Origin of the sequence: Bacillus niameyensis, assembly GCF_001375535.1 — a bacterium.
In the GTDB taxonomy this organism is placed as follows: domain Bacteria; phylum Bacillota; class Bacilli; order Bacillales; family Bacillaceae_C; genus Lederbergia; species Lederbergia niameyensis.
The window spans coordinates 3,587,802-3,611,030 of sequence record NZ_LN831197.1; the positions used below are offsets into that span (position 1 = coordinate 3,587,802).

The 23,229-nt window shown below is 37.8% G+C and carries 16 protein-coding genes; 9 read left to right on the plus strand and 7 right to left on the minus strand.

Features of this window, described 5'->3' with window-relative positions; translation table 11 throughout:
• Nucleotides 1-170 precede the first annotated feature (170 nt).
• A complete protein-coding gene (locus BN1243_RS16745) occupies nt 171-1,559 on the plus strand; it encodes an aminotransferase-like domain-containing protein (RefSeq protein ID WP_062108725.1) in 1,389 nt (462 codons plus the stop codon).
• 108 nt (nt 1,560-1,667) lie between these two features.
• A complete protein-coding gene (locus BN1243_RS16750) occupies nt 1,668-2,963 on the plus strand; it encodes an MFS transporter (protein WP_062108726.1) in 1,296 nt (431 codons plus the stop codon).
• 118 nt (nt 2,964-3,081) lie between these two features.
• On the opposite strand, the gene BN1243_RS16755 is transcribed toward BN1243_RS16750, so the two are convergent.
• A complete protein-coding gene (locus BN1243_RS16755; protein WP_062108727.1) occupies nt 3,082-4,668 on the minus strand; it encodes an extracellular solute-binding protein in 1,587 nt (528 codons plus the stop codon).
• A 713-nt stretch (nt 4,669-5,381) separates the two neighbouring features.
• On the opposite strand from BN1243_RS16755, the gene BN1243_RS16760 reads away from it, so the two are divergent.
• Nucleotides 5,382-6,254, plus strand: coding sequence for a sugar phosphate isomerase/epimerase family protein (locus BN1243_RS16760; RefSeq protein ID WP_062108728.1), 873 nt, complete (start codon nt 5,382-5,384; stop codon nt 6,252-6,254).
• A gap of 58 nt (nt 6,255-6,312) precedes the next feature.
• Here the strand turns inward: BN1243_RS16760 and BN1243_RS16765 are convergent, their stop codons facing one another.
• Both BN1243_RS16765 and BN1243_RS16770 read right to left on the minus strand, forming a co-directional pair.
• A complete protein-coding gene (locus BN1243_RS16765) occupies nt 6,313-7,131 on the minus strand; it encodes a hypothetical protein (RefSeq protein ID WP_062108729.1) in 819 nt (272 codons plus the stop codon).
• 299 nt (nt 7,132-7,430) lie between these two features.
• A complete protein-coding gene (locus BN1243_RS16770; RefSeq protein ID WP_062108730.1) occupies nt 7,431-8,978 on the minus strand; it encodes an SIR2 family protein in 1,548 nt (515 codons plus the stop codon).
• A 472-nt stretch (nt 8,979-9,450) separates the two neighbouring features.
• On the opposite strand from BN1243_RS16770, the gene BN1243_RS16775 reads away from it, so the two are divergent.
• The 4 genes from BN1243_RS16775 (at nt 9,451) to BN1243_RS16790 (ending at nt 14,604) form a co-directional block, all read left to right on the plus strand.
• Nucleotides 9,451-11,121, plus strand: a complete 1,671-nt coding sequence (locus tag BN1243_RS16775; protein ID WP_062108732.1) for a formate--tetrahydrofolate ligase — start codon at nt 9,451-9,453, stop codon at nt 11,119-11,121.
• A 339-nt stretch (nt 11,122-11,460) separates the two neighbouring features.
• Nucleotides 11,461-11,976, plus strand: coding sequence for a restriction endonuclease (locus BN1243_RS21425; RefSeq protein ID WP_230200232.1), 516 nt, complete (start codon nt 11,461-11,463; stop codon nt 11,974-11,976).
• A gap of 483 nt (nt 11,977-12,459) precedes the next feature.
• Complete coding sequence (locus BN1243_RS16785; protein ID WP_062108734.1) at nt 12,460-13,401, plus strand: protein kinase domain-containing protein; 942 nt, start codon at nt 12,460-12,462, stop codon at nt 13,399-13,401.
• On the plus strand, nt 13,402-14,604 hold the full coding sequence (locus BN1243_RS16790) for a hypothetical protein (protein WP_062108736.1): 1,203 nt from the start codon (nt 13,402-13,404) through the stop codon (nt 14,602-14,604).
• Between the two features lie 36 nt (nt 14,605-14,640).
• Here the strand turns inward: BN1243_RS16790 and BN1243_RS16795 are convergent, their stop codons facing one another.
• Nucleotides 14,641-15,318: a hypothetical protein gene (locus tag BN1243_RS16795; RefSeq protein ID WP_062108738.1), complete on the minus strand. Its 678-nt coding sequence runs from the start codon at nt 15,316-15,318 to the stop codon at nt 14,641-14,643.
• A 554-nt stretch (nt 15,319-15,872) separates the two neighbouring features.
• Between BN1243_RS16795 and BN1243_RS16800 the strand changes: the two genes are divergently transcribed.
• The gene (locus tag BN1243_RS16800) at nt 15,873-17,480 is read left to right on the plus strand and encodes an extracellular solute-binding protein (RefSeq protein ID WP_062108740.1); all 1,608 of its coding nucleotides are present in this window, start codon (nt 15,873-15,875) and stop codon (nt 17,478-17,480) included.
• Nucleotides 17,481-17,572: 92 nt separating this feature from the next.
• Nucleotides 17,573-19,051, plus strand: a complete 1,479-nt coding sequence (locus BN1243_RS16805) for an arylsulfatase (RefSeq protein ID WP_062108742.1) — start codon at nt 17,573-17,575, stop codon at nt 19,049-19,051.
• A gap of 358 nt (nt 19,052-19,409) precedes the next feature.
• Here the strand turns inward: BN1243_RS16805 and BN1243_RS16810 are convergent, their stop codons facing one another.
• The 3 genes from BN1243_RS16810 to BN1243_RS16820 form a co-directional block, all read right to left on the minus strand.
• Entirely contained in the window at nt 19,410-19,811 is a 402-nt protein-coding gene (locus BN1243_RS16810) for a YbaN family protein (RefSeq protein ID WP_062108744.1), read from the minus strand.
• 173 nt (nt 19,812-19,984) lie between these two features.
• Nucleotides 19,985-21,766, minus strand: a complete 1,782-nt coding sequence (locus BN1243_RS16815; RefSeq protein WP_062108746.1) for a methyl-accepting chemotaxis protein — start codon at nt 21,764-21,766, stop codon at nt 19,985-19,987.
• 166 nt (nt 21,767-21,932) lie between these two features.
• A complete protein-coding gene (locus BN1243_RS16820) occupies nt 21,933-23,039 on the minus strand; it encodes an SGNH/GDSL hydrolase family protein (protein ID WP_062108748.1) in 1,107 nt (368 codons plus the stop codon).
• Nucleotides 23,040-23,229 lie beyond the last annotated feature (190 nt).

Consider the following 23,229-nt stretch of genomic DNA (forward strand, 5'->3'; position numbering starts at 1 on the left):
ACCTTCGAAAGTCGGAAGATTCCCATTAAACTCAAGAACAGTGGCTCTCCATCTCAGCTAATTTGATCTATCGCAATTGAGTTGAAGGCCCAAGCATTATATTGAATGCTCCAAAGTATTTGTTTTAAAAGCATTACAATCATATAATTGTGTGAAAAAGGATGCGTATCATGCCGATTAATTCTTTTGATAACTATCCGATGAGCTGGAAGCCTTCGATTGATAAAACGGAGAAGCCCATTTATCAAGCTATCGCTAGGCAATTGGAGCAAGATATTTTGAACGGAGCTTTAATACCTGGGACAAAACTTCCTCCGCAGCGGGAACTAGCTGATTATTTAGATTTGAATTTGAGTACCATTTCAAAAGCGTTTAAAGTGTGTGAGTTAAAGGGCTTGATCAGTGCGACTGTTGGGAGTGGTACTTTTGTGTCGTATGATGCGTTGTCGAATGCCTATTTGCTTGAAGATACAAAGCCAATACATTTAATTGAAATGGGGGCCACCCTGCCGGATAATGATTCATACCGGCCGCTAGTACATCAACTAAAAAGTATGTTGCAAGAGCCGGATTATGAAAAATGGTTTGGGTATGGTCGAGCGGGTGAGAGCGTTTGGCAAAAGGATGCGGCTATCAAGCTAATTCGCAGAACTGGATTTGAAACAACTGTGGATCATATTTTATTGGCTAATGGGGGGCAGAATGCGATTGCTGCTACATTGGCGAGTCTTTGTAAGCCAGGAGATCGCATTGGTGTTGATGAGCATACTTATCCTGGCTTAAAGACAGTTGCAGCAATGCTTCACGTGAAAATTGTGCCGATAAAATCAGAGAACTATGAAATGAGTCCGACGTCTTTTGAAGATGCTTGTAAAAATGAAAATATTAAAGGTATTTATTTGATTCCTGATTACCATAATCCGACTGCTACTTTTATGTCTGTCAAGATTCGGGAAAAGATTGCCGCCATTGCCAAAAAGTATAATCAGTTTATTATTGAAGATGGCTCTTACCATCTGCTCAATAAAAATCCACTTCCAGCTATCGCATCATTTGCTCCAGAACAAGTAATCTATATTGCTAGTTTATCTAAATCATTAGCACCTGGGTTGCGACTAGCCTATGTGGCAGTGCCGGGCCAATTCAAGGAGCCGATTTCAAAAGCACTTTATAACTTGAATATAACAGTGTCACCGTTATTAGCTGAACTGACAGCACGGACGATTGTCTCAAATCAATTTGAAACCTTAATTGAAAGTCACCGCGAACAAACCATTCGCAGAAACGAAGTCGTTCATCAATATTTGGCCGACTATACGTGTTTAGGTGTTGAAACAGGTATCTTTCGCTGGTTGCTATTACCGGGGGAGATAACAGGTGCCGAGTTTGAATCGTTAGCTGCACAAAAGGGAGTACAAGTGTATGCAGCTGAGCGCTTCGTAGTTGGAAATAGTTCTCCAGATAAAGCAGTAAGAATTTCTGTTTGTGCACCAGATACGCTTGAAGAGCTTGAGCAAGGATTAATTATTCTTAGACGTTTGCTAAATCATCTGACTTAACTTTGTATGCCATACAATTACGACATTGTATGGTTTTTTCGTGCGTGTTATGATAGATCAAATCTAATAGCAGGTTTTAAAAAGGGTTCTAGAAAGGTAGGTTAGATTATGTTGCCGAAAGAGAATGCGGAAGTGCTAGATGGCCAAGCAGCTTCATTGCAAAGCTATATTCATTCTTCAGAAAAACAAGAAGCTTTATACAAGCGGACTTTATTTGTTGTCAGTATTTCGCAAATTTTTGGCGGAGCGGGATTGGCAGCAGGTGTTACGGTGGGGGCACTTCTTGCCCAACAAATGCTTGGTACGGATGCGTTTGCTGGACTTCCTTCAGCTCTAATTACTTTAGGGTCAGCAGGAGCTGCCTTATTGGTTGGGAGACTTTCGCAAGCGTATGGTCGCCGTTCAGGTCTGTCTGTTGGTTTTATATTAGGTGGACTTGGAGCGATAGGGGTTATCATAGCCGCAATTATAAGTAGTGTTTTTCTATTATTTGCTTCGTTTCTTATTTATGGTGCAGGTACAGCAACCAATTTACAAGCTCGTTATGCTGGTACGGACTTAGCCAATAGTAAGCAACGAGCAACTGCCATTAGCATTACGATGGTTTTTACAACTTTTGGTGCTGTCGCAGGTCCGAATTTAGTAAATGTGATGGGGAAATTCGCACTTTCAATTGGTGTGCCATCACTTACCGGACCTTTCATTTTAGCTGCAGCAGCCTATATTTCAGCGGGTATTGTCCTTTTCGTCATGCTTCGTCCAGATCCATTCGTTATAGCTAGGATGATAGAAGTGAACAAACAAGAACCTAGCACTAAAGGACAAGTGGCTACAACTGTACAAAAAGAAAACAAAAAGGGCGTCATTGTTGGTGCAACGATTATGGTTGTAACTCAAGTTGTCATGGTCGCTATTATGACGATGACACCCGTTCATATGCGTCATCATGGACATGAATTAGGTGCAGTTGGTCTTGTCATTGGTTTTCATATCGGTGCTATGTATCTTCCTTCACTTATTACAGGTGTCCTTGTTGATAAGTTGGGGCGCACTGCAATGGCAATCGCTTCTGGAGTTACATTACTTTTGGCAGGCTTAATATCGGCCTTTGCACCAGGTGATTCTATGATTCTGCTAATCATTGCTCTTTCTTTACTCGGATTAGGGTGGAATTTTGGTTTGATCTGTGGGACAGCCTTGCTTGTTGATTCAACTGAAACTTCTACACGGGCTAAAACTCAAGGTACAGTGGATGTTTGGATTGCATTGTCAGGAGCGGCTGGCGGAGCATTGTCGGGAGTGATTGTAGCAGGTTCAAGTTTTCTAACACTTTCTATGATTGGCGGGATTTTATCTTTATTGCTAATTCCGGTGGTGATTTGGTCTCGCAGGGGGAAAAGATAAGGGGATTGTTCGCTACTCCTTCCTTATCCTTAGCCAGTCCATTTATTTAATACAGCACAACGAAAACCACAATAAACAAGCTAGGCGTAAAATTATGCCTAGCTTGTTCTTAAAGAGCTTAGTTATTAAGGAATCTTTCATAAGCTGCTTCTTGAATTTCCATGTATTCATCAAGACCCATTGTCTCGATGTTTTTGACGAATTTGTCCCAGTTCGAGAATGGCTCATCACCAATGACAAATTTGTCTTGCATTTCGAGGACATATTTTTCAATGTCTGAAGCTAGGGCAGCTAGTTTCTTCGTTTCTTCTTCTGTGTAGGTGAATGGCGGCCAGACTTCTTCAATCATAAAAGGTTCAACCTTTTTCGCTGCTTCTAGCGCTTGATCAGAGGATTCTGATCCATCGAAGTAATCTTCCATCAAAATCCCAGGCGGGTTGTTTCCAATCCAAATCGTATGCTTGGAAATTTCTTGTTCTTTCGTCAATCCTCCTGAACTATTCGTAATCTTGTCTGTATATTTATATTTTCCATCGACAATTTCAAAAGTATCACCTTCAACACCCATGTAAGCAAGTCTTGCTCCTTCATCACCATAGAAATGGTCAATCCATCGCATCGTTGCTTCCGGATGTTTGTTTTCGCTCGTAATAATAAATTTACCAATATGACCGACAGGAGGTGTAACCCGTGCCCATTTCTGATCCCCGTGTGGTCCTTTCAGTGGTAAACCGCCAACATATTTTGTCCCTGATTCCTCACCAAAAAGCACTTCAGGAGCATAGTAAACCATACTTGCATACTTATCTTCGCCACCATTATTAAGGAATTGCGCCAACTCGATTGTATAAATGTTTGGTTCAATAAGCTTCTCTGTATGCAATTTGTTTGCGTACTCCAATAGTTCACGGAAATTATCTGTGATCGGATAGAAGCGAAGTTCGCCTGTTTCAGGATCTTTATCAATATAGTCACGCCCTGTCGTTCCTACATTAAATGACCCTCTTAAATAGGAAAGCATGCGGGTTCCAAGATCTGAACCGTATGGAGTTATATCTGGATCTTTTTCCTTAACTGTTTTTAAAAAATTATAATATTCTTCTGTCGTTGCCGGTATATCCATTCCGTACTTATCCAATAGTTCAGAGTTATACCACATAAGTGGATGTGTTCTTACTGAAGTAAAATCAGGATCGTAAATGACTGGAAGTGAATATATATTTCCATCTGGGAATGTAACCGCCTTACGAATTTCTGGATATTCGTCCATTAATTTTTTCAAATTGGGGGCGTACTTATCAACTAAATCATTCAATTTTATAAAGGAGCCTTGTTGTCCGTATTTGAATATATCCGTCGTAGGCATATTGGCCGCATAATAAACATCGGGTAAATTGCCACTAACTAACGAAAGGTTTCGTTTTTCCTCAACGGCTTCAGATTCTACTTGTTCCCACTCAACGTTAATGTTGGTCATGTCTTCATATGTGTTCCAGACCAAATGATCATTCCAATTTTTCACTGTCGTTCTACCCATTGCGGCCCACACTTTTAAAGTGATTTGCTCTTCTACGATTGGAAAGCCTGTTTCGTTAAGGTTTTCCTTTTCTTCTGATTCTCCTTTACTAGCAGAATCTTTACTACATGCAGCAAGCAAAACCAATAATATTGCCATCAACACGGACAGTACTTTTCTTGTCTTCATTGTAAAAGACAACCCCCTCACCATTTTGGTTTAGCAGTGGCAACCTAAATATAGTAGGCCACTTTCATTCTGGTAGACCGTTTACTACTACTTCGCTTTTAATATATTCATAGCGAAGACCAATTTTGAACGATCACGCTCCCTTCAGGAGTATCGATAAACAAGGGAAGCCCTTGGTGTACCAAATTTAATAAAGGATGTCTGCGTATGTGTTTTCAATAGTGGGGGTCAGATAACCACTCTTCGTTTCAATAACTCTTGAAGTACCTTTTCATAGAATTTACACTATTTTAACTTTTCTTTCAATACCTTCGCCAAAATTTTCCACTACTAGTAGTACGTGCCCTTTATCTTCAAAAAAGTCGAAGATTTGTCTCTGATCATGAGCATCAGAGACATTATTTATGAAAAAGTCGAAGTTTTGTCTTTGAGAACGTCTATCGGAGACAAATACTCCGATTCTAAGCTAGATTTGTCTCTGATCATGAGCATCAGAGACATTATTTATGAAAAAGTCGAAGTTTTGTCTTTGAGAACGTCTATCAGAGACAAATACTCCGATTCTGATCCAGTTTTGTCTCTGATCACGTCCAACAGCGACATTTATCTTCGAAAATAGGAGATTTCAACAAGCAAGAAACTACCAAATGAGAATGATATTATGGTAAAATCAGAATTGTTATAAAATTCATTGGAGGAAGGGTTGAATTTTTATGAAACTAGGTTTGAGTACGTACAGTTTGCTCGGTGCTATTAGAAAAGGCGAGATGACAGTGCTAGATGTTGTTCAATGGATCGCTGATAACGGCGGGGAACATATGGAGATCGTTCCTTATGGTTTTACACTTGTTGATAATCTTGAACTTGCTGATGCGGTTCGTGACAAAGCCGAGGAAGTTGGAATCGCGCTTTCTAACTACTCAATGCCGGCAAACTTTGTTCAAGAAACAGAAGAAGAGTTTGCGAAAGAAGTAGCTCGAATTAAAGAACACGTTGATTTGTGCAATCGCATGGGGATTAAACATATGCGTCATGATGTTACTGCTTTTACCCTTCCGCCAGAAAAAATTACGATTGAATGGTTTGAAAAGAACTTGCATTTAATGGTAGAAGGGAGCCGTCAAATCGCTGATTATGCGGCTCAATTCGGGATTACAACGACAATCGAAAACCATGGTCAATGTGTGCAGCATAGTGATCGGGTGCAACGTGTTGTACTAGAAGTAGATCGACCTAATTTTAAAACAACATTAGATGTAGGGAACTTCCTCTGTGTTGATGAAGATCCGATCGTGGGCGTAAAAAAGAACCTTCCTTTTGCATCGCTTGTCCATTTTAAAGATTTCTATATCCGCCCATATTATGAAAATCCGGGTGGCGGCAAATGGTTTAAATCGGCAAATGGCAACTATTTAAGAGGCTCAATTGTTGGACAAGGTGATGTCAACATACCACAAATTGTGAAACTCATTAAAGACTTCGGTTATGATGGTTTCGTTTCCCTAGAATTTGAAGGGATGGAAGATTGCAGGGAAGCATCGAAAATTGGCTTAGATAATTTGAGAAGGCTGTGGGAAGAAGCTTAAGGAATCTTATATTCTAATAGAAAAACGGCACACGCTTATTACAGCATGTGCCTTCATTTTATTCATATTCTTCAATTGTTACATTTTTACCTTTGGAATCTGGACCATCTATTTTAAAGCCGACAAATGAGTTGTCCACACGCGTTAATAGGCTGTCACTATCGCCCGTTCTTAATCCTGAAAAGGTTGTATCAAAAATAGTTTGCTGAATTAATTGCGGCTTAAACGTAATTAATTGATAATCTTCAATAAGTCTAGTTTCTATTATTTGATCACCATTTATCTCGGCGTGTGTATCACTATCAAGCCACGGTATAGGCTCATCACCATTCTTAATAGCTTCTACATATAAATCGAATTCCGGATAGTCATCTTTTAGTTCTCCTAGGGCATTACCAAAGTAATATTCTTCTGCTGCGGATTCTAATTCGTAAGTTTCTACCCTTGTACCGCTCGTTAAAACAACCTTCATTTCTTCAGTAGTTTGTCCTAAACGATCAAGCGTAATATCCAGAGTATAGTTTCCTTCCCGTATATTATTCGAGTTAGCTTTTGCTAGCTGAATAATTTCATCATCACTTAAGTCGATAATATCCTTAATATAAAGGTCTGAAACACCATATTCTGTCACTTTTCCGTTTTCAAAAACAGACACACTATGAACATAAGTATCTCTGCCCGGATCATCACTCGTTCCAATCCAAAGAGGATATTTCTCAAATCCTTCACTTATCAGTATAAGATCATCTGGTGAACGGTCTTGCGGACCATTTTGTGGTGGTATCTCACCAGTACTATCTTTACCCCCACAAGCTCCCAAAAGTAATACAGCAGTCATAACCGCCAACATAACGAACCACTTTTTCTTTAAAAACATTTCTTTAGTCCCCCGAAATAATTTTATGTACTCTTTTTATAGTAAAAAAGAACTCGTATCAGTATAGTCTTTTTTACTATAGTTTTCAAACAATCTCATAATCCATTAAATCGGTTTTGACGTCAAAAAACCTAACTCTATGATAAGAGCTAGGTTTAGATTAAACGATCCATTTTTAGATGTAAACCCCTTGGGAAGTTATGAATTAATTTCCTAATCAAAAAATTTCCCTTTGATAAATTAATTTTAACATACGTGTCAAGTATGTGCGATTTTTTTCTGGTAGTAAGGCGTAAGACCTATATCTTTAGAATTTCCGTCCTGTTAAGTAAACCCTCGTACCAAATATGTCCGTCCGTCAACCGATCATGATCGACTAAAAGCACGCGAATATTTGATGAAGAATTTAAGCGTAATCTTTGCTGATAATATCTTGAAAGTTGTGCTTCTGTGCGATTATCCGTTTTATAGTGGAATATACATAGTTGTTTGTTTTCTTGCTCTACTAAACTTCTAAACATTCCATTGATATGGCCATCATCTCCGTTAAATCCATACCCAATCACACAGACGGCGTCTGATTTGACGAAGTGATCATACAAATCCACATATTTCCGTGACATATCAACAGATGTTAATGGTTTCACTCCACTTTGGGTGAACATAAAAGGAACTAATATCCTGCCTTGTCGTTCTTCCACGCTCGGTTCAGCGAGAATAGCATTTTTATATGGATCATAATATTCATGGACACTACCATTTAAGTGATATACAGGTACTTCGTAATTTTCCGTTTTAGAAATTACTTGTTGAACGAAATTGTTATAATTGGTCGTCCCTATTGCTTCGATATAAAAGTGCTCCCTTAAACTCAAAAGATCATGATAGTAACCGGGCCCTGCCGAGATTTTGTCCTCATCAATGGAGAGATGACTGGTTATGTATCTTTGAACAGTATGAAGGAAAATGGCAATCCGACTAAACTTTGCCCAATGTGCTTTCGGGTTATATAAGTAGCGGAAATGACTGTCGATTAGCGCTTGGTAATCCATTGCCTGGCAATAAATTTCTTCTAAAATAGTGCGCCCTAATTCCCTAAATATTGTCTGCCCATCCGTACTTGCATCCAGATCAATAGGCATTTCCTCAATGACAATCTCCATACCTGTTTGGCCAACACCTTGATAATTCAGTGAGAAAATCCCTGAGAGATCATCAAATACACTAATTTCGTCTGGAGCAGCTGTAAATAACTCTTCATTTAATTGAGAAACGAGACTTTGTCCAATCGCGCCGACAAGCAGTTCAAGATAAGCACGAACAATCCGTTTTAAATAACGATTTGTAGGATGTTTTTCTAGCAAACGTAAAAAGGCAGAAAAGTAATCGGATTCAAATAATGGTACACGCGATGCTAGCTTTTCATTCAAACGAATTGCTTGGTTATATCTCATATCTCCGATTTGTTCACCAGTTTCGAGGGAAAACTTCTCCCTAATCACATCTTCACTGACTTGCCACTTTTTAAGCAGAGTGGAGACATGACTATCGAAATGATCGAGATAGTCCAAAATATGACTTCTCCTATTTTCCAAACTGGACGCAATTAACCCTTCGAATTCCCCTTTACCAAAAACATTTAATCTTTTACTTGCATAATTATCCGGCAACCATTGCGATGCAATTTGAGAACGAGGATCAATATTTTGGATTTGTTGCCGAAATAATTCCTTATCCTCCTCATTGGACACCCTAAAAATTTCCAAAGCAAACTTCCCGCCAGAAGGTAAACCATAACCAATCTCAGCCCCAGCTCCAAAAAATAATGATAGTTTAGGTAGATTCATTTCTGTCCCTCCAGGAACCCTTTTTTCCTATTTTATAGGAAGATTTTAAGTATTACAAAAAATGGGGCCCTCGAGTTGGAAGAGTCTGGGGGAATTCATCCTATAGTAAATATAGGTTTTGAAGAAATAATTGGCTAAGAATCCTCTTAGTTTGAAAGTAGAATAAGCTATGCAAAAATCTGATGAAATGAAACGTAGAATGAGCTAGAGGTTACCTATGAATAAACTTTTACATATTATGATTTTCTTAAAGAATTTGGTAAGCAGAAAAGATGTTAAAACAAGCAGATGCCGTCAAAAGGGAGCAAGAGGAAAAAAATTAGAATTTAGATAGAAAAATGTGTGTCAGAGGACCTGGAGAATGGTTTTCCTAGTTCAAATGATTGTTCACCATTGAACAATCATTTTGTTTATTTTACAATTATAGTGAAAAGTTACGTGCATAGATATTACGGCGTATGGGGGAGATGTTATGAAGTCGGATGTTCAAATTGCGCAAGAGGCGATGATGCGTCCAATTCAGGAGATTGCTTTGGAGATGGGGATTGAGGAAGAGGAATTGGAGTTGTATGGGAAATATAAGGCGAAAGTTTCGTTAGAGTTATTGAGGCGCCTGGAAACCAAACAGGATGGAAAGTTAATTCTAGTGACCGCGATTAACCCAACGCCTGCTGGTGAGGGGAAGACGACGGTGAATATTGGATTGTCTATGGCCCTTCACAAAATTGGTCAAAATGCGATCTCGGCCATTCGTGAACCGTCCCTTGGTCCAGTTTTTGGAATGAAAGGTGGTGCCGCTGGCGGTGGTTATGCTCAAGTAGTACCGATGGAAGATATTAATCTTCATTTTACAGGGGATTTCCATGCGATTACTTCTGCTCATAACTTACTTGCCGCATTGCTCGATAACCACCTTCATCACGGAAACCCTCTTCAAATCGATCCGAAATCCATCATGCTGAAAAGGGTAACGGACATGAATGATCGAGCTTTACGAAATATCATTATTGGTCTTGGTGGCAAAACTGATGGTGTCGTACGAGAGAGCGGATTTGATATTACGGTCGCCTCAGAAGTGATGGCTTGTTTATGTCTTGCCACTAGTCTTTCCGATTTGAAACATAGATTATCGAATATTGTTGTCGCCTATAACTATGAAGGCAAGCCGATTACAGCTCGGGACTTACAGGCTGAAGGCGCTATGACTCTTTTATTAAAAGATGCGATTAAACCAAACGTCGTGCAAACTATAGAAAATACACCTGTCCTGATTCATGGCGGCCCATTTGCTAATATCGCCCACGGTTGCAATTCGATTTTAGCGACAAAAATGGCTTTGAAATTAGCTGATTATGTTGTAACAGAGGCTGGATTTGGCGCCGATCTCGGTGGCGAGAAATTTTTCAATATAAAAGCAAGAACGGCCAATCTCAATCCCCGTGCTGTCGTCTTAGTGGCGACGATTCGCGCGTTGAAAATGAATGGAGGAGTCGTCAAGTCGGGATTGGCGCAAGAAAACCTGGATGCCCTTGCGAAAGGGATGGCCAATTTAGAACGGCATATTGAAAATATAAGAAAATTTGCGGTTCCGCTCATTGTGGCGATTAATACATTTCCTTCCGATACGGAAAAGGAAATTCGCTTATTAAAAGAGACAATCGGTCAAAAGGGGATCACGGTCGTCGAGACTGATGTTTATCAAAAAGGTGGCGACGGTGGGATCGAATTAGCTGAGAAACTAGTAGAACTTTGCGAAGAGGAATCATCTCACTTTACACCTCTGTATTCCTTAGATGCGAGCATCGAGGAAAAAATTACAACGATCGCTACGGAAATTTATCGAGCAGATCAAGTGGATTTTTCACCGACAGCTAAAAGGCAAATACGAAAAATGACAGAATTAGGATACGACGACTTACCGATTTGTATGGCCAAAACACCTTACTCATTTTCCGATGATCCCGCATTACTTGGGGCCCCGACAGGATTTACGATTAACGTCCGGGAAGTAAAACTAAATGCAGGAGCCAAATTCATCGTTGCACTAACTGGAACAATGATGACTATGCCAGGCCTACCCCAAAAACCAGCAGCATGCTCCATGGATATTTCGGAGCAAGGAGAGATCGTGGGGCTTTCTTAGTATTGTGGAGTTGATTATCCTCTCCTTTCTTATCTTGGAAAGGCGAGGATAACTTACTTGTTATCGGAATATAAGATGAATGGAGACGGTGGACAGTTTTTTAGAATTTGTAAAAAACATTTATCCTCATATTGTCCTAATTAAATGAAGATTCCTAAAGATATAGACTTGCTTTTTAAATCATATTAGTTATTGTATAGGAAAATATTACTATATATGATAAAATGCTAGATAAGTATTTCTGCTATTTGCGACAGATATTACAGCTTTATGTAAGCGCATTCAGTTTGGCGCGTGATAAACTGCTTTTTTATTAAAGGTGATATGGAGGTTAATGGAATGGAAAACTGGAAAATGGGGATCGATTTGTTTTGGGGTATTGTAACTGCCGAGCCAAAATTGACATTATTTATTATTTTGCTCACTGTGATCCCCTTAATTGTCTCGTTTATTAGTTACACAATTAAACAATATAAACTGAAAAAGTCCGGAATATTAGAAGTAGATAAAATGTCAGGTGGAACCTTTGAGGAATATTTGGGAGTGTTATTAAAGTCGCGGGGATATCATGTTAGACTAACCCCTAAAACGGGTGACTTTGGAGCGGACCTCGTCATTTCAAAGGACAAAAGAAAAATCATTGTTCAAGCTAAACGTTATAAAAATAAGGTGGGCATAAAGGCAGTCCAAGAGATTGCTTCAGCCAAAACTCATTATCAAGCAGATGAATGCTGGGTCATTACAAACAGCTTTTTTACAGAACCAGCAAGAAAATTAGCTACATCCAACCAGGTTCGATTAATTAATCGGACAGAGTTGATGAAGTGGATGTTGGAGGGGAAGGAGTATGCTTAGGTTGGAGGGAGAAACCAAGGATGATCTAATAAAAATTAGTGAAAATTGAAAATGTAGAAAACTACCGTATAGTAAATGTATTTCAAAATAGAGTGGAATAAATAAAAGCACATACATTTCTTTGTAGGTTATCTATAACAGGTATTTTTTTAAAACCAATATAGTAGGCTATATTCTTGGAAGGGGTGATTCAGTTTGAAATAAAAGAATGTAATGAATAAAACTTACACAACTTATAAAAATGCTGCCTCTAGTACCCTATGAGATGGGACACGCTAAGGTACATGGAACTGTGAAAGATGATTGATGTCCAGTGAAACTAAAGTTGAGTTGGATTTTATTGGTGACTTATTTACTAGACCTACAAAAGTGGTTATTAACAAGTGGTATGGCGGACAGGGGGGAGCAGGTGAACTAATTATTAGAATAAAGCCCTGGGGAATAAAAGAACGTTGATATTTACAAGGTATAAAGGAGAGAAACATGGAACAAAATTATATATTGGATTCTGATATTGTTGAAGTCCTAGCATTACATGGATTAACTGCGGTGTCTCATCGTAGGTTTCCCAAAAGTGGTCAGAGACAAGTGTTCGAAGTAACTTTTGATTCAGATAAAACTAGTATACTAAAGTTTGTCGATGTGTCTCCCTATATCACGTATGATAGAAATGAGCAGAGTGCGTTTTCAGTTTCTGAACTAGAACAAGAAAAAACCGATGAAATTGATGCATATACAAAAAGAGTAATTAGGGAGCTAAAAGCATCTAAAAAGTGTTCAATCCTACCCCAACTTGAAGTGTTGGAAGATTATCAAACATACAAAAAAGGAGAATATCATTTTATATACTACTTTGAAACTAAATTTGAGGGGGAAACTTTAAATAAAAGTGAATTGTATCGAAACGAGCAAGATATTGATGTAGTTGTGCAATTTTTATTTCAAATGGTTAGTCAAATTAAAGTTATGTATGACGCAGGATACATCCATAGAGATCTTACCCCAAGAAATATTATCTATCATCAGGGTAATTTTAAAATAATTGATGCAGGACTTGTGAAATCAAATGAAGAAGAACAGCTAACTGCTACTGGAGCAATAATCGGAACAAAATATTATATGGCCCCTGAACAAGATAGAACGACCTCAGATTATAACTGGGATTTTAGGACAGATCTATATGCTATCGGTTTAATAGCAATAGAAATATTCCTTCCTATGACACGGTATCTTGATACAAAGAATAAAAGAGATATGCATTATGTGTTTCCATTATGGAAAAGTAAAGATGCTAGCCCTAAGTCGATCTATATATTTAGTAAGATAATAGCCAGGCTTGCTATAGAGGAACGAGCAAGAAGATGGGCAGATATAGACGAATTATTACATGAATTAGAGGCTTTAACAGGTAAGGAGGAAAAATAAATGATTTTTGCACAGCATGGACCAGCCTGGAGACCGAAGTTAGAGCGGTTATTTTCGAAGCAGTTAATTGATGGAGTAATATGGGATCCTCGAGAAGAAAGCATAGAAAGGATAAAAGAAATACGTAGCTATGATAAAAATTATAGTGCAGTTGAGAATTTAGTGGACCTTAAGGTGTACTATAAACAGTTTCCCACGTCTATTCTCAAAAGGTTAAGTGATTTGGGCTACCTTCCAGAAAATATCATAGACAGAGCCTTTTTGCGACATCCCGGTAATTTAGAGACGTTAGTGGAAAAGTCTTTAGATTTTCAATTAGATTTTGAGGTAGATGTGATTATAGCCCCCTCATTCTATCTATATAGTTTTAATGACAGAATAGTAGATAAACTATTGGACACTTGGGAAGTTTTACATGAACAACTTGAAGAAAGGAAAATTGATAAAGATAGGTATGTTTCCATCATATTTAATGAAACTGCACTTGAAAACAGATCATATATGAATGACTTTTTAGATGACTTTAGTGACATTTCACGAAAGTTTGACGGGATTTATATTACTGTAGATAGGGAGAAGAATAATCACAGACATGATTTTAATCCCAATCGTTTAAAGGGGATGCTTCAATTGATCTATGACTTAAAAAATTTGGGATTAAGAGTGGTAGTCGGCTACTCTGGAATTGAAAGCGTCTTATATTTTTCTGTAGGTGCAGATGCAATAGGAACAGGGTGGTTTTACTCATTAAGAAACTTTAATAAAGAACAAAAGGGACTAGAGCCAGTTGAGAGTATGGGAAGGCAAAAAAAGCGATATACTTCAATGAAAATGATGTATGAACTAGCCATTGAAGATGACATATTAAGTATTCCTAAACACCTTAAGAGTGAATTATATGACAAAATCTTTACCGGATGTGAATTAGATACTAAAGTAATTGAGGGCAATGTTGATGATATTAGCTTTAATGAAATTTATCAACAATACTTTGAATCAATAAAGCAAGTTGTAGATACTATAAATAAGAAAAAGAATATAGAAGAGAAAATTAGATTCATAGAAGAACTTCTTAATGCAGCTAATTCTAATATCAAACGTTATAATGAATCGGAAACCTTGCAACGAATTAGTGACAAACACGTTCGAAACTATCAAAGTGCTTTAGAGCAATTTAAAGAAGATAACTTTATCTTTATATAAATAACTAGGAGCTATTAATAATTATTAATGGCTCCTTTATCCTGTTATTGAAAATGTGGAGGTTTCGAGTTGATATTTAGCGACACTACTTATAAAGGAAGGGTTTATACTTGGTTTAATACGGTCCTTATTTGGTTTATAAAGATATTCAATACTCTCTTTGGAAACTCCAATTAATCCTACATTTTGATTTTTAAAATAATTGATTTTATTCTCTTGTAACCTATTTGCTAAATCTAATGGTAAAACAACATAAGAGTATGAAGAGAATTTTTTATTTATTGTTGCTTGAAGTATTGCCTTTTTCCAATTGGTTAATTTTGCTTCATACGAAATAAATTGTAAAATTGGAAACTGGAAGTCATTTGAGATGACATACCTTTTGGAAGTGACTTCTTTGATGATGTCTGCTTTTAGTAATTTAGATAATATATTAGATAGCACTTTATCATTATAATCAGTGCGTTTTATGAGATAGTCAAAAGTTCGAACACCTTTTTTGTGAAGATAGCCGATAACTTTTGCAAATTGATAATTTGATAATAGGGCCGCCTGTTCGTAATTCATTAGATGAGAATCATCAACAATTACTTGAACTATATCTACATTACCGAATCTAGCGTTAAATTCAGACAGAATTCTTTCATTTGCTTTTAACTTATCTCTTTTAAATTCTATAAATTTCTCCTGTAAATACAATTCATTTGAAAACACTTTAGTCACCTCCTCAATATAATATCCCAAATTGCTTAAAAAATTAAGCGGAAAATGCATGTTTTGGACACTATATAACCTTAGTTAACACTTAGCAAAGGCGATACGAGTTCTACCCTTGGAATTTCATTGCTCAAATTACATCGCCAAGCAAGAGCAATCCCTTTATTCTTTTAACAGCTTACTGAAATTGAGAATTAGATTGCAATGATCCACTTCATAGTCAGAGGGGGAGTAGTAGTTTAACGATGGCTGTCTCTCTTGTCTCCGTAGTATTCAGTTAGCATAAACGAAAGCCCATTACTTATATTCGATCTGTTTACTTTATATATATCCATTTATAGAAGAAAGGGACACCCTTAGTTTCCGATTCGCGGATGACGAATTCACGAAACTGGTATTTGAGAGCTTGAATTCAACCAATAATCATCCAATCTCCCCCCACTCAGCAGTCCAACATACAAAAAACGTAATATTGCCAAGAGTTATGAAATATGAATATAGACAAGCTCAAAGTAAATTTTTTGTAGTTTTAAAATAGGGGGAGGAAAACGATGAGGTTAAACAGAAAGTTATTTTTATTGGCAGTTTCGATATTATTAGTACTTGCGGCGTGTAGTAATAAAGAAACTTCCAATAAAACGGCTGATAATGATAACGTCAATAAAAGTGGGATGCCGATCGTGAATGATTCTATTACATTAAAAATGATGGTGGGTAAGGGAAACCATTATGCATCAATCGACTGGGATGATCTCCTTGTATGGCAGGAATACGAGAAGATGACGAATATTCATATCGATTGGGAACAAGTAGCAGGTAGTGCAATAGCAGAAAAAAGAAATCTCGCTTTAGGAGCGGAGAATTTACCAGATGTTTTTTACCACACTAGTTTGAGTAATGTTGAATTATATGAACACGGTAAACAAGGGTCTATTATTGCACTTAATGATTTAATTGATGACTACGCTCCTAATTTAAAACAGATTCTTGACGAAAGTCCTGAAATTAGAAAGGCGATTACTTTTCCGGATGGAAATATATATTCATTTCCAACTGTTGTATCTAAAGACTTTTTATCATTACGAGTACAGGCTTCTCTTTGGTTGAATCAAACTTGGCTTGATCAATTAGGAATGGATGTGCCAGAAACTACAGATGAATTTTATGAATACTTGAAAGCTATTAAAGAGCAAGATCCGAGTGGAGGAAAGGTTGATGCCATTCCATACGGGGGAACGAATATGGATGAGCTTTTTAATTTCCTATTAGGTTCTTTTGGGATCGGAAATAAGGGAAGAGCTAATCCCAATATCGACTTGGATCCTGATGAAGATAAAGTCCGCTTTTATGCTAATACAGAAAGATATAAAAGCATGTTGGAATATTTGCACAAACTATATAGTGAGAAACTTATCGCCCAAAATATTTTTTCCATTGAAACCAATCAATTTTTAGCTAATGCAACGGAGGGTGTATACGGTGCTGCGGTCCATTGGAATCCTGTCACTGTTTGGGGAGGAGATATTGGTAAAGAATTTGTTAGTGGAATAGCTTTAGAAGGACCTTACGGGGATCAGAACTTTGTGAAGGTTTCTCCTATCACATATAGTATGGGGAATTTCGCGATCACAAAAGAGAATAAAAATCCTGCGGCAACGGTTAGATGGTTAGATCATTTCTATAGTGAGGAAGGTGTAAAACTTTTCTATATGGGAATTGAAGGTGAAACGTATCAAGAAGCATCCGATGGGCGATATGAATATGTGGAAAAAATTACAAACAGTCCAGATGGTTTAACGTTTGAACAAGAAGCAGCAAAGTATGTTCCTTGGTTTGGTATGCCAATGGGTACGATTAAGGAAGAGTTTTTCTTAGGAACAGCAAGTTCAGAGGGAGCGATAGAGGCGGCAAATAAAGTTGCACCTTATATACCAGAAGAAATATGGCCGCAATTCACGTATACAGATGATGAAAGTAAAGTATTAGCATCGATAGGAGCGGATATCGATAAATACGTTGTTGAAATGCGCGATAAATTTATTACTGGAAATGAGCCGCTTTCAAAATGGGATGATTATGTAAAGACGCTGGATAACATGGGATTAGAAGAATACATGGAAATTAAGCAAGCAGCTTATGAGAGGTATAAAAATAATTAGTTTTTGGGACAAGGGGGAAGGTTCTTAGTGGTACGAGGAACCTGTCCTCCCTCATCGTACATAAGCAATTAAGTGGAAGGAGGAACAAACAGATGAATAAATATAATGTGTTATTTTTGATGACGGATCAGCAGCGTGGTGACTGCTTAGGGATTAATGGGAATCCCTACGTTGAAACACCTAATCTTGATTGGATTGGATCACAGGGGACAGTCTTTTCTAATGCGTATACACCTAGCCCGTCATGTGTTCCAGCACGGGCGGCTTTGTTAACAGGGATGGACCCTTGGAATACAGGGATTTTAGGGATGGGAAGAGGGCAAAAGCCAATGGGAGTTGGCTTTTCAAATACATTACCAGGGGAACTTGCGAAATCAGGTTATCATACACAGCTTGTAGGGAAAGGGCATTTTTACCCTCAGCGATCCTTAAATGGATTTCATCATACACTTTTAGATGAATCCGGAAGGGAAGAAGATCCTGGTTTTACATCGGATTATAAAAATTGGTTCGACCTTAATAAAAGTGGTGAATATGGAATTACCGATCATGGGATCGATTGGAATTCATGGATGGCCAGACCTTATCACGCACCAGAGTATCTTCACCCAACGAATTGGACAGTCAATGAATCTATTAACTTTTTGAAAAAACGCGATCCAAGCAAACCGTTTTTCTTAATGACTTCATTCGCAAGGCCACACTCGCCGTATGACCCACCAGCTTATTATTTTGACTTGTACATAGATAAGGATTTGCCGAAGCCATTTTCAGGAGACTGGAATTCCATTTATGGTTCAGAAAGGAAAGCGATTGAACCGGATGCATGGAGAGGCGTTCGCAGTGAAGAAGAGGTCCAACGTGCCAGGGCGGGGTATTATGGTTCTATTACTCATATTGACCATCAAATTGGAAGATTATTATTTTATTTGCGAAAAACGGGTCAGCTAGATCATACTTTGATTATTTTTACATCTGATCATGGAGATATGTTGGGTGACCATCAATTATGGAGAAAAACGTACGCTTATGAAGGTTCTGCGAAAGTGCCACTATTAATAAAGTTACCAGCAGCAATGGAACAACGGGTAAAAAAGGTGGATCGCCCCGTTCTTTTACAAGATTTAATGCCGACGATTTTGGATATTATCGGGGCGGACATTCCTGAATCAGTTGATGGTTTAAGCTTGAGAAATTTATTATTAGGGGATAGTGATTTTTCGAGGGAATATATTCATGGAGAGCATAGTGCCTGTTATTCGGAAAGCCAGGAAATGCAGTACTTAACAGATGGGCGATTTAAATATATTTGGCTGCCGCGGTTAAATCATGAACAGTTATTTGACCTGAAACATGATCCAGAAGAAAGTAAGGATTTGGCAAATGAAGAAGAGTTTCAATCGGAACTGTTAAAATGGAGAAAACGGCTAATACAGAAACTGGAACCGCGAAACGCAGGGTTAATAGACGGGGAAAAACTAGTTAATCAAGCTGGTAAACCGCCGTTAATTTCACCTAAATATGAAGAAAGACTGGCGAGGTCTGAATATAAATGGATAAGTGAAGGCTAAATCAGAAGGAGCCCCTGTGATTAAGGGGCCTTTCTTGTTTTGAATCTGATTATCTGCCGAAGTCGCGAAATACCTAGAGGAAGTTGAAAAATTATCGTCTGAATTCGAAAGATACCTCTGCAAAGTCGAAAGAATAACTTAAGAATTCGAATGATTAATGAAGAAGTTAAAAGATTACTGGTGAAAGTCGGAAGATATGAGGAAACCGAGAGAGGTTCTAGTACATCTTAAATACTTGGCACTAACTAAGTGGATAGGTAATGAGAATAGGTACATTTATAGGCAAGCTTACTGGAACAGTGAATGAGTGAAATAAAAGAGCTCCCCTTAAGTACAGTTTACTTGTAAGGGAGCTATTTTACTCGCCAACGATAAGCTTAATTTCATCTGGCTTGATCGTTTTGATTTTAAATATAAAGTAATAATGTTTAATAAGCGCCAGTAGGATCATTACGATTTTTACGATAAGAAAGTCGATCATAATGACGGATAATACAATAAAAAAGTCAGCGACCAAGTTAATCCGAATTTTTTCCCATTTTGTCATGTAGCGTTTAATAAAATACCGGTCGACATATCGTTTATAAAAAGAGGTGCCTTTATACCATTTTTCCAAGCGTTCGGAACTTTTTGTAAAGCAAAAAGAGGCAAACAGGAAGAACGGTCCTCCTGGCAGAACAGGTAATACCGTCCCGGCAACCCCAATGCCAAAAGATATTAAACCTAAAACTATATAAATAGTACGTTTTACTTTGCTCATAAGATCACCTACTCTGATTCTATCATATTTAAAGGGCATAGCAGAATAAAATTCACTTGTAAAAAAAGGAACTTCGGGCACTAACGCGAGGAGAAAAAAGTGTGATTTTAATAGAAAATGTCTCTGAGAAAGGTGATCAGAGACAAAGTGTGCATGATTATATAGAGATGGCCTTAAGCTTGTTGCAAAGAAGTTTCCGATCTTGAGTGGAAGGAGTCTGTTAATTGCTTCAAGTCTCCAGAAAGTTGATAAAGGTTATTTGAAATTTCCCGGTTTTGGTCGACAAGGTTTAATTGTTTTGCGGATAATGCTAGCATTTCTTCTGTATTGGCTAGCGATTCTTGCGAAATACTCGTTAAATTTTCTGCCAAATGTTCCATCTCGGGTACGGTAAGTTGGCAATCTTCCAGAACTAGTTTGATGTTTTCCAATTTCCCTGTTGTATCATCGATTTTTTCCAACAAGTATTGAAAAGAGTTATTCGCCGTAACCGCAACAGTACTGTGCAAGGCGACCTTTTCGGATATTTGATTAAATTCTTTTGTAATTTCTTCGCTAATTTGGATTGTATCTTTGATCGACTGTGCAATATCTTTCGTCGCTATTGATGTTTGCTCCGCTAATTCGCCCACTTCATTTGCTACAATCGAAAAACCTCTACCAGCTTCACCTGCACGTGCAGCTTCAATACTCGCATTTAAAGAAAGTAGCTTTGTTTTATCTGAAATCGCTTTGATTAATTTTATAACTCCCGCAATAACAAGGGACTGTTCCTTAAGCTGAGTCATAATTAAATGGATTCGTGGAAATTCATTATTTAAATCATTCATCGATATCATCATGTCTTCAAGATGGGCTTTACCTTTTTGAGCTTGCTCATTCATTTTTTCAGCGCTCGTGTTAATATGATCCACCTGTATCGCCGCTTTACTAATATTGTTATTCATTACATGAAATTGAGCGAGGCTTCGTTCTGAGCTCACTGCTGTTTGCTCAGCGCCATTTGTAACGATTTGAATCGCATGGACAAGTTGACTTGTGTTCTCATGGATCCACTGTGAAGAATCACGAAGACTTGTTCCAGTAGCGGTTAAATGAGTTGTTGTTACCTGTGTTTCATTGATCAATCCTTTCATATAGTCCATCATTTGATTAAAGCTTTTTGTTAGTGAAACAATTTCCGGTGTTGATGTGGAGAGGGGGACAGTGTCACTTAAATGACCGTCTCTTACTTTTCTCATTACACTAGTTAAAAGAGCTAATGGCTTGGTCAGTTTTCTAATCACTAGAAAAATGATGATGGAAGATAGGAAAATACTGCTCAAAAGCATTATCTGGATAAAATTGCGTAATTTTACAATTCCGCCTAAGTAATCATGCGTAGGGATTGCAATTACAAGTGTACTTCTAATCTCTGGGACAAAAACAAAGGCTAATAAATATTCTGCTTGATTTAATTCAACATACATTTTACCTTCATTGTCATTCAGGATTTTCTTAATAACTTTTTCACTTAAAGATAGACTTGATGTTTTATTTGTTTTAAAGGGTGTTAATTGACCTTCTTCATTGATTTGAAAAAATTCCGCATTCAATCCATCTTGAATCAATTCCACGGACTGAGCGCGAATGCCGTACTCAAACTGTTGTTCAAATTTTTCAGGATTGCTAATATAGGAAAGTTTCAAGTACTCCGCTCGTTCACGGCTTACTTTTATTTCTCTTTCGATTCTATTTTCATTCGCCGTAATCAACATTTCCTCTGCTTGATTAAAGGTAATGAGGCCAGTTGTAACGATTGATAAAATTAAAGTGCCGATGATGAGCACTAATAACCTTGTACTGAATGAAACATGCCCAAAAAGTGTTTTTTTATCAAGTGTTGACGAGTTCGATTTTCTCTTCTTTAAATAAGTGATTTTGTTCTGTATCTGCTGAATCACTTTAATTTTCATAAACTCCCCCCTTATAATTACCTATTACAAAAAGACTAGTCTTTAAAGTAATTATGAAATGGGATTATCAAGTTTACGCTAACTTTATGTAAAATTTTGGTGAAATTGGAAAAGAGTTTACTTAATATGAAATGGGAGAGGCGCTTTAACGACTCCCCACATTCAATTATAATAGAATCGTCCTAAGCACAGGCTCCAATGCATTCGCCATTCTAAGAAAGCCGAGATCTGTAGGGTGTGACCCATCAACTGTGCATTCAAAGAAATCTTCGTCGCCCAGTGATCGGGAGCCGTCAAAGAAGTAAATATTTAAATCTCCTTTTTCGCGTAACTCATTGACGAGAGATTGTTGGAAATGTTTCCGTTCCATCCTCATTTCATATAAATGGGGTGTCAATTTTTCGCGCGCATAAGGAATTCGTGAAACAACGATTATGGGTGTTAGTGGATGCTGGTCCCGATAAATTTTGATAAATTCGGGAAGCGTTTTGCGGAATAACTCGGTACTTACGCAATTCCCTTCGTAATCTACAATGAGACATCCGGGGTTATCAATTTGTGAGATGATTTCCGAAAGCTCAGGTTCTCCTTTTCCATTGCCTGAAAAACCTAAATTAATAAATTCCAATGGGATTTTTCGACTTAGAATGTTTGAATACATCATCCCAGGTCGAGTGGCACATCCTCCTTGCGTAATAGATGTCCCGTAAATAATGATCTTTTTATCCGATAAATATTTAGGCGGTGGAGAGATGGTGGCTCCTTTATCTAAGCCAATTGATATTTCTTCAACACCTTGATATAACGGCATGTTCAGGACGATATTACGCATGGTAGGTTGCCAATTTGTAAATAGACTACACTCATATTCAATTAAGTTAATATCATATTTTGTGGAATTAGCATACTGCAATGGAATCGCAGTATCTTGATCACCTACATAACAATCAACCCCGCATTGCCCCGTTGCAGGCATATGGGGCATATCTGCACGACCTTTTAATTTTACCTTTACCGATAATGAAGCTGAATCGGACTGGAACCTAATTTGCCCCCCAGCTGTATGATTCGCTAAATGATCAACAGCTTCAGGTACTTTATAAGTAGCCCATGTTGGCAATCTGCGAAAAATTGCTTCTTCAGCAAACCATGCAAAACCATTAATTTGAAAAGGTTCATCTAATGGAGAGTGCCAAGCAACTTCTCCTTCAGACCGTTCATTCGGGCGCATATTTTCATCAAACTTATCTACTGATTTGAGTATCTTATCCATATGTAAGCATCCGTCCTTTCTCATCTATTCCTACTAATAAATTCAATGTTTTGGCGAAAAATCCTTCTTGGTGGCATATTTAGCTGTAAGTGTATGGGGAAATGAGCGACGATCCCAGAAGTAAACCCCTCATAGGCATCGTCAAATTTTGGAATAGAGGGCGAATGTGTGTATCCATTTTTGTGTGGGA

Bases quoted from the DNA above. Each gene is read 5' to 3' on its own strand.
- BN1243_RS16815 (WP_062108746.1), bottom strand. From the start codon at position 21,766: ATGAAAATTAAAGTGATTCAGCAGATACAGAACAAAATCACTTATTTA.
- BN1243_RS16805 (WP_062108742.1), top strand. From the start codon at position 17,573: ATGAATAAATATAATGTGTTATTTTTGATGACGGATCAGCAGCGTGGT.
- BN1243_RS16755 (WP_062108727.1), bottom strand. From the start codon at position 4,668: ATGAAGACAAGAAAAGTACTGTCCGTGTTGATGGCAATATTATTGGTT.
- BN1243_RS16810 (WP_062108744.1), bottom strand. From the start codon at position 19,811: ATGAGCAAAGTAAAACGTACTATTTATATAGTTTTAGGTTTAATATCT.
- BN1243_RS16745 (WP_062108725.1), top strand. From the start codon at position 171: ATGCCGATTAATTCTTTTGATAACTATCCGATGAGCTGGAAGCCTTCG.
- BN1243_RS16760 (WP_062108728.1), top strand. From the start codon at position 5,382: ATGAAACTAGGTTTGAGTACGTACAGTTTGCTCGGTGCTATTAGAAAA.
- BN1243_RS16790 (WP_062108736.1), top strand. From the start codon at position 13,402: ATGATTTTTGCACAGCATGGACCAGCCTGGAGACCGAAGTTAGAGCGG.
- BN1243_RS16800 (WP_062108740.1), top strand. From the start codon at position 15,873: ATGAGGTTAAACAGAAAGTTATTTTTATTGGCAGTTTCGATATTATTA.
- BN1243_RS16770 (WP_062108730.1), bottom strand. From the start codon at position 8,978: ATGAATCTACCTAAACTATCATTATTTTTTGGAGCTGGGGCTGAGATT.
- BN1243_RS16765 (WP_062108729.1), bottom strand. From the start codon at position 7,131: ATGTTTTTAAAGAAAAAGTGGTTCGTTATGTTGGCGGTTATGACTGCT.
- BN1243_RS16750 (WP_062108726.1), top strand. From the start codon at position 1,668: ATGTTGCCGAAAGAGAATGCGGAAGTGCTAGATGGCCAAGCAGCTTCA.
- BN1243_RS16785 (WP_062108734.1), top strand. From the start codon at position 12,460: ATGGAACAAAATTATATATTGGATTCTGATATTGTTGAAGTCCTAGCA.
- BN1243_RS21425 (WP_230200232.1), top strand. From the start codon at position 11,461: ATGGAAAACTGGAAAATGGGGATCGATTTGTTTTGGGGTATTGTAACT.
- BN1243_RS16820 (WP_062108748.1), bottom strand. From the start codon at position 23,039: ATGGATAAGATACTCAAATCAGTAGATAAGTTTGATGAAAATATGCGC.
- BN1243_RS16775 (WP_062108732.1), top strand. From the start codon at position 9,451: ATGAAGTCGGATGTTCAAATTGCGCAAGAGGCGATGATGCGTCCAATT.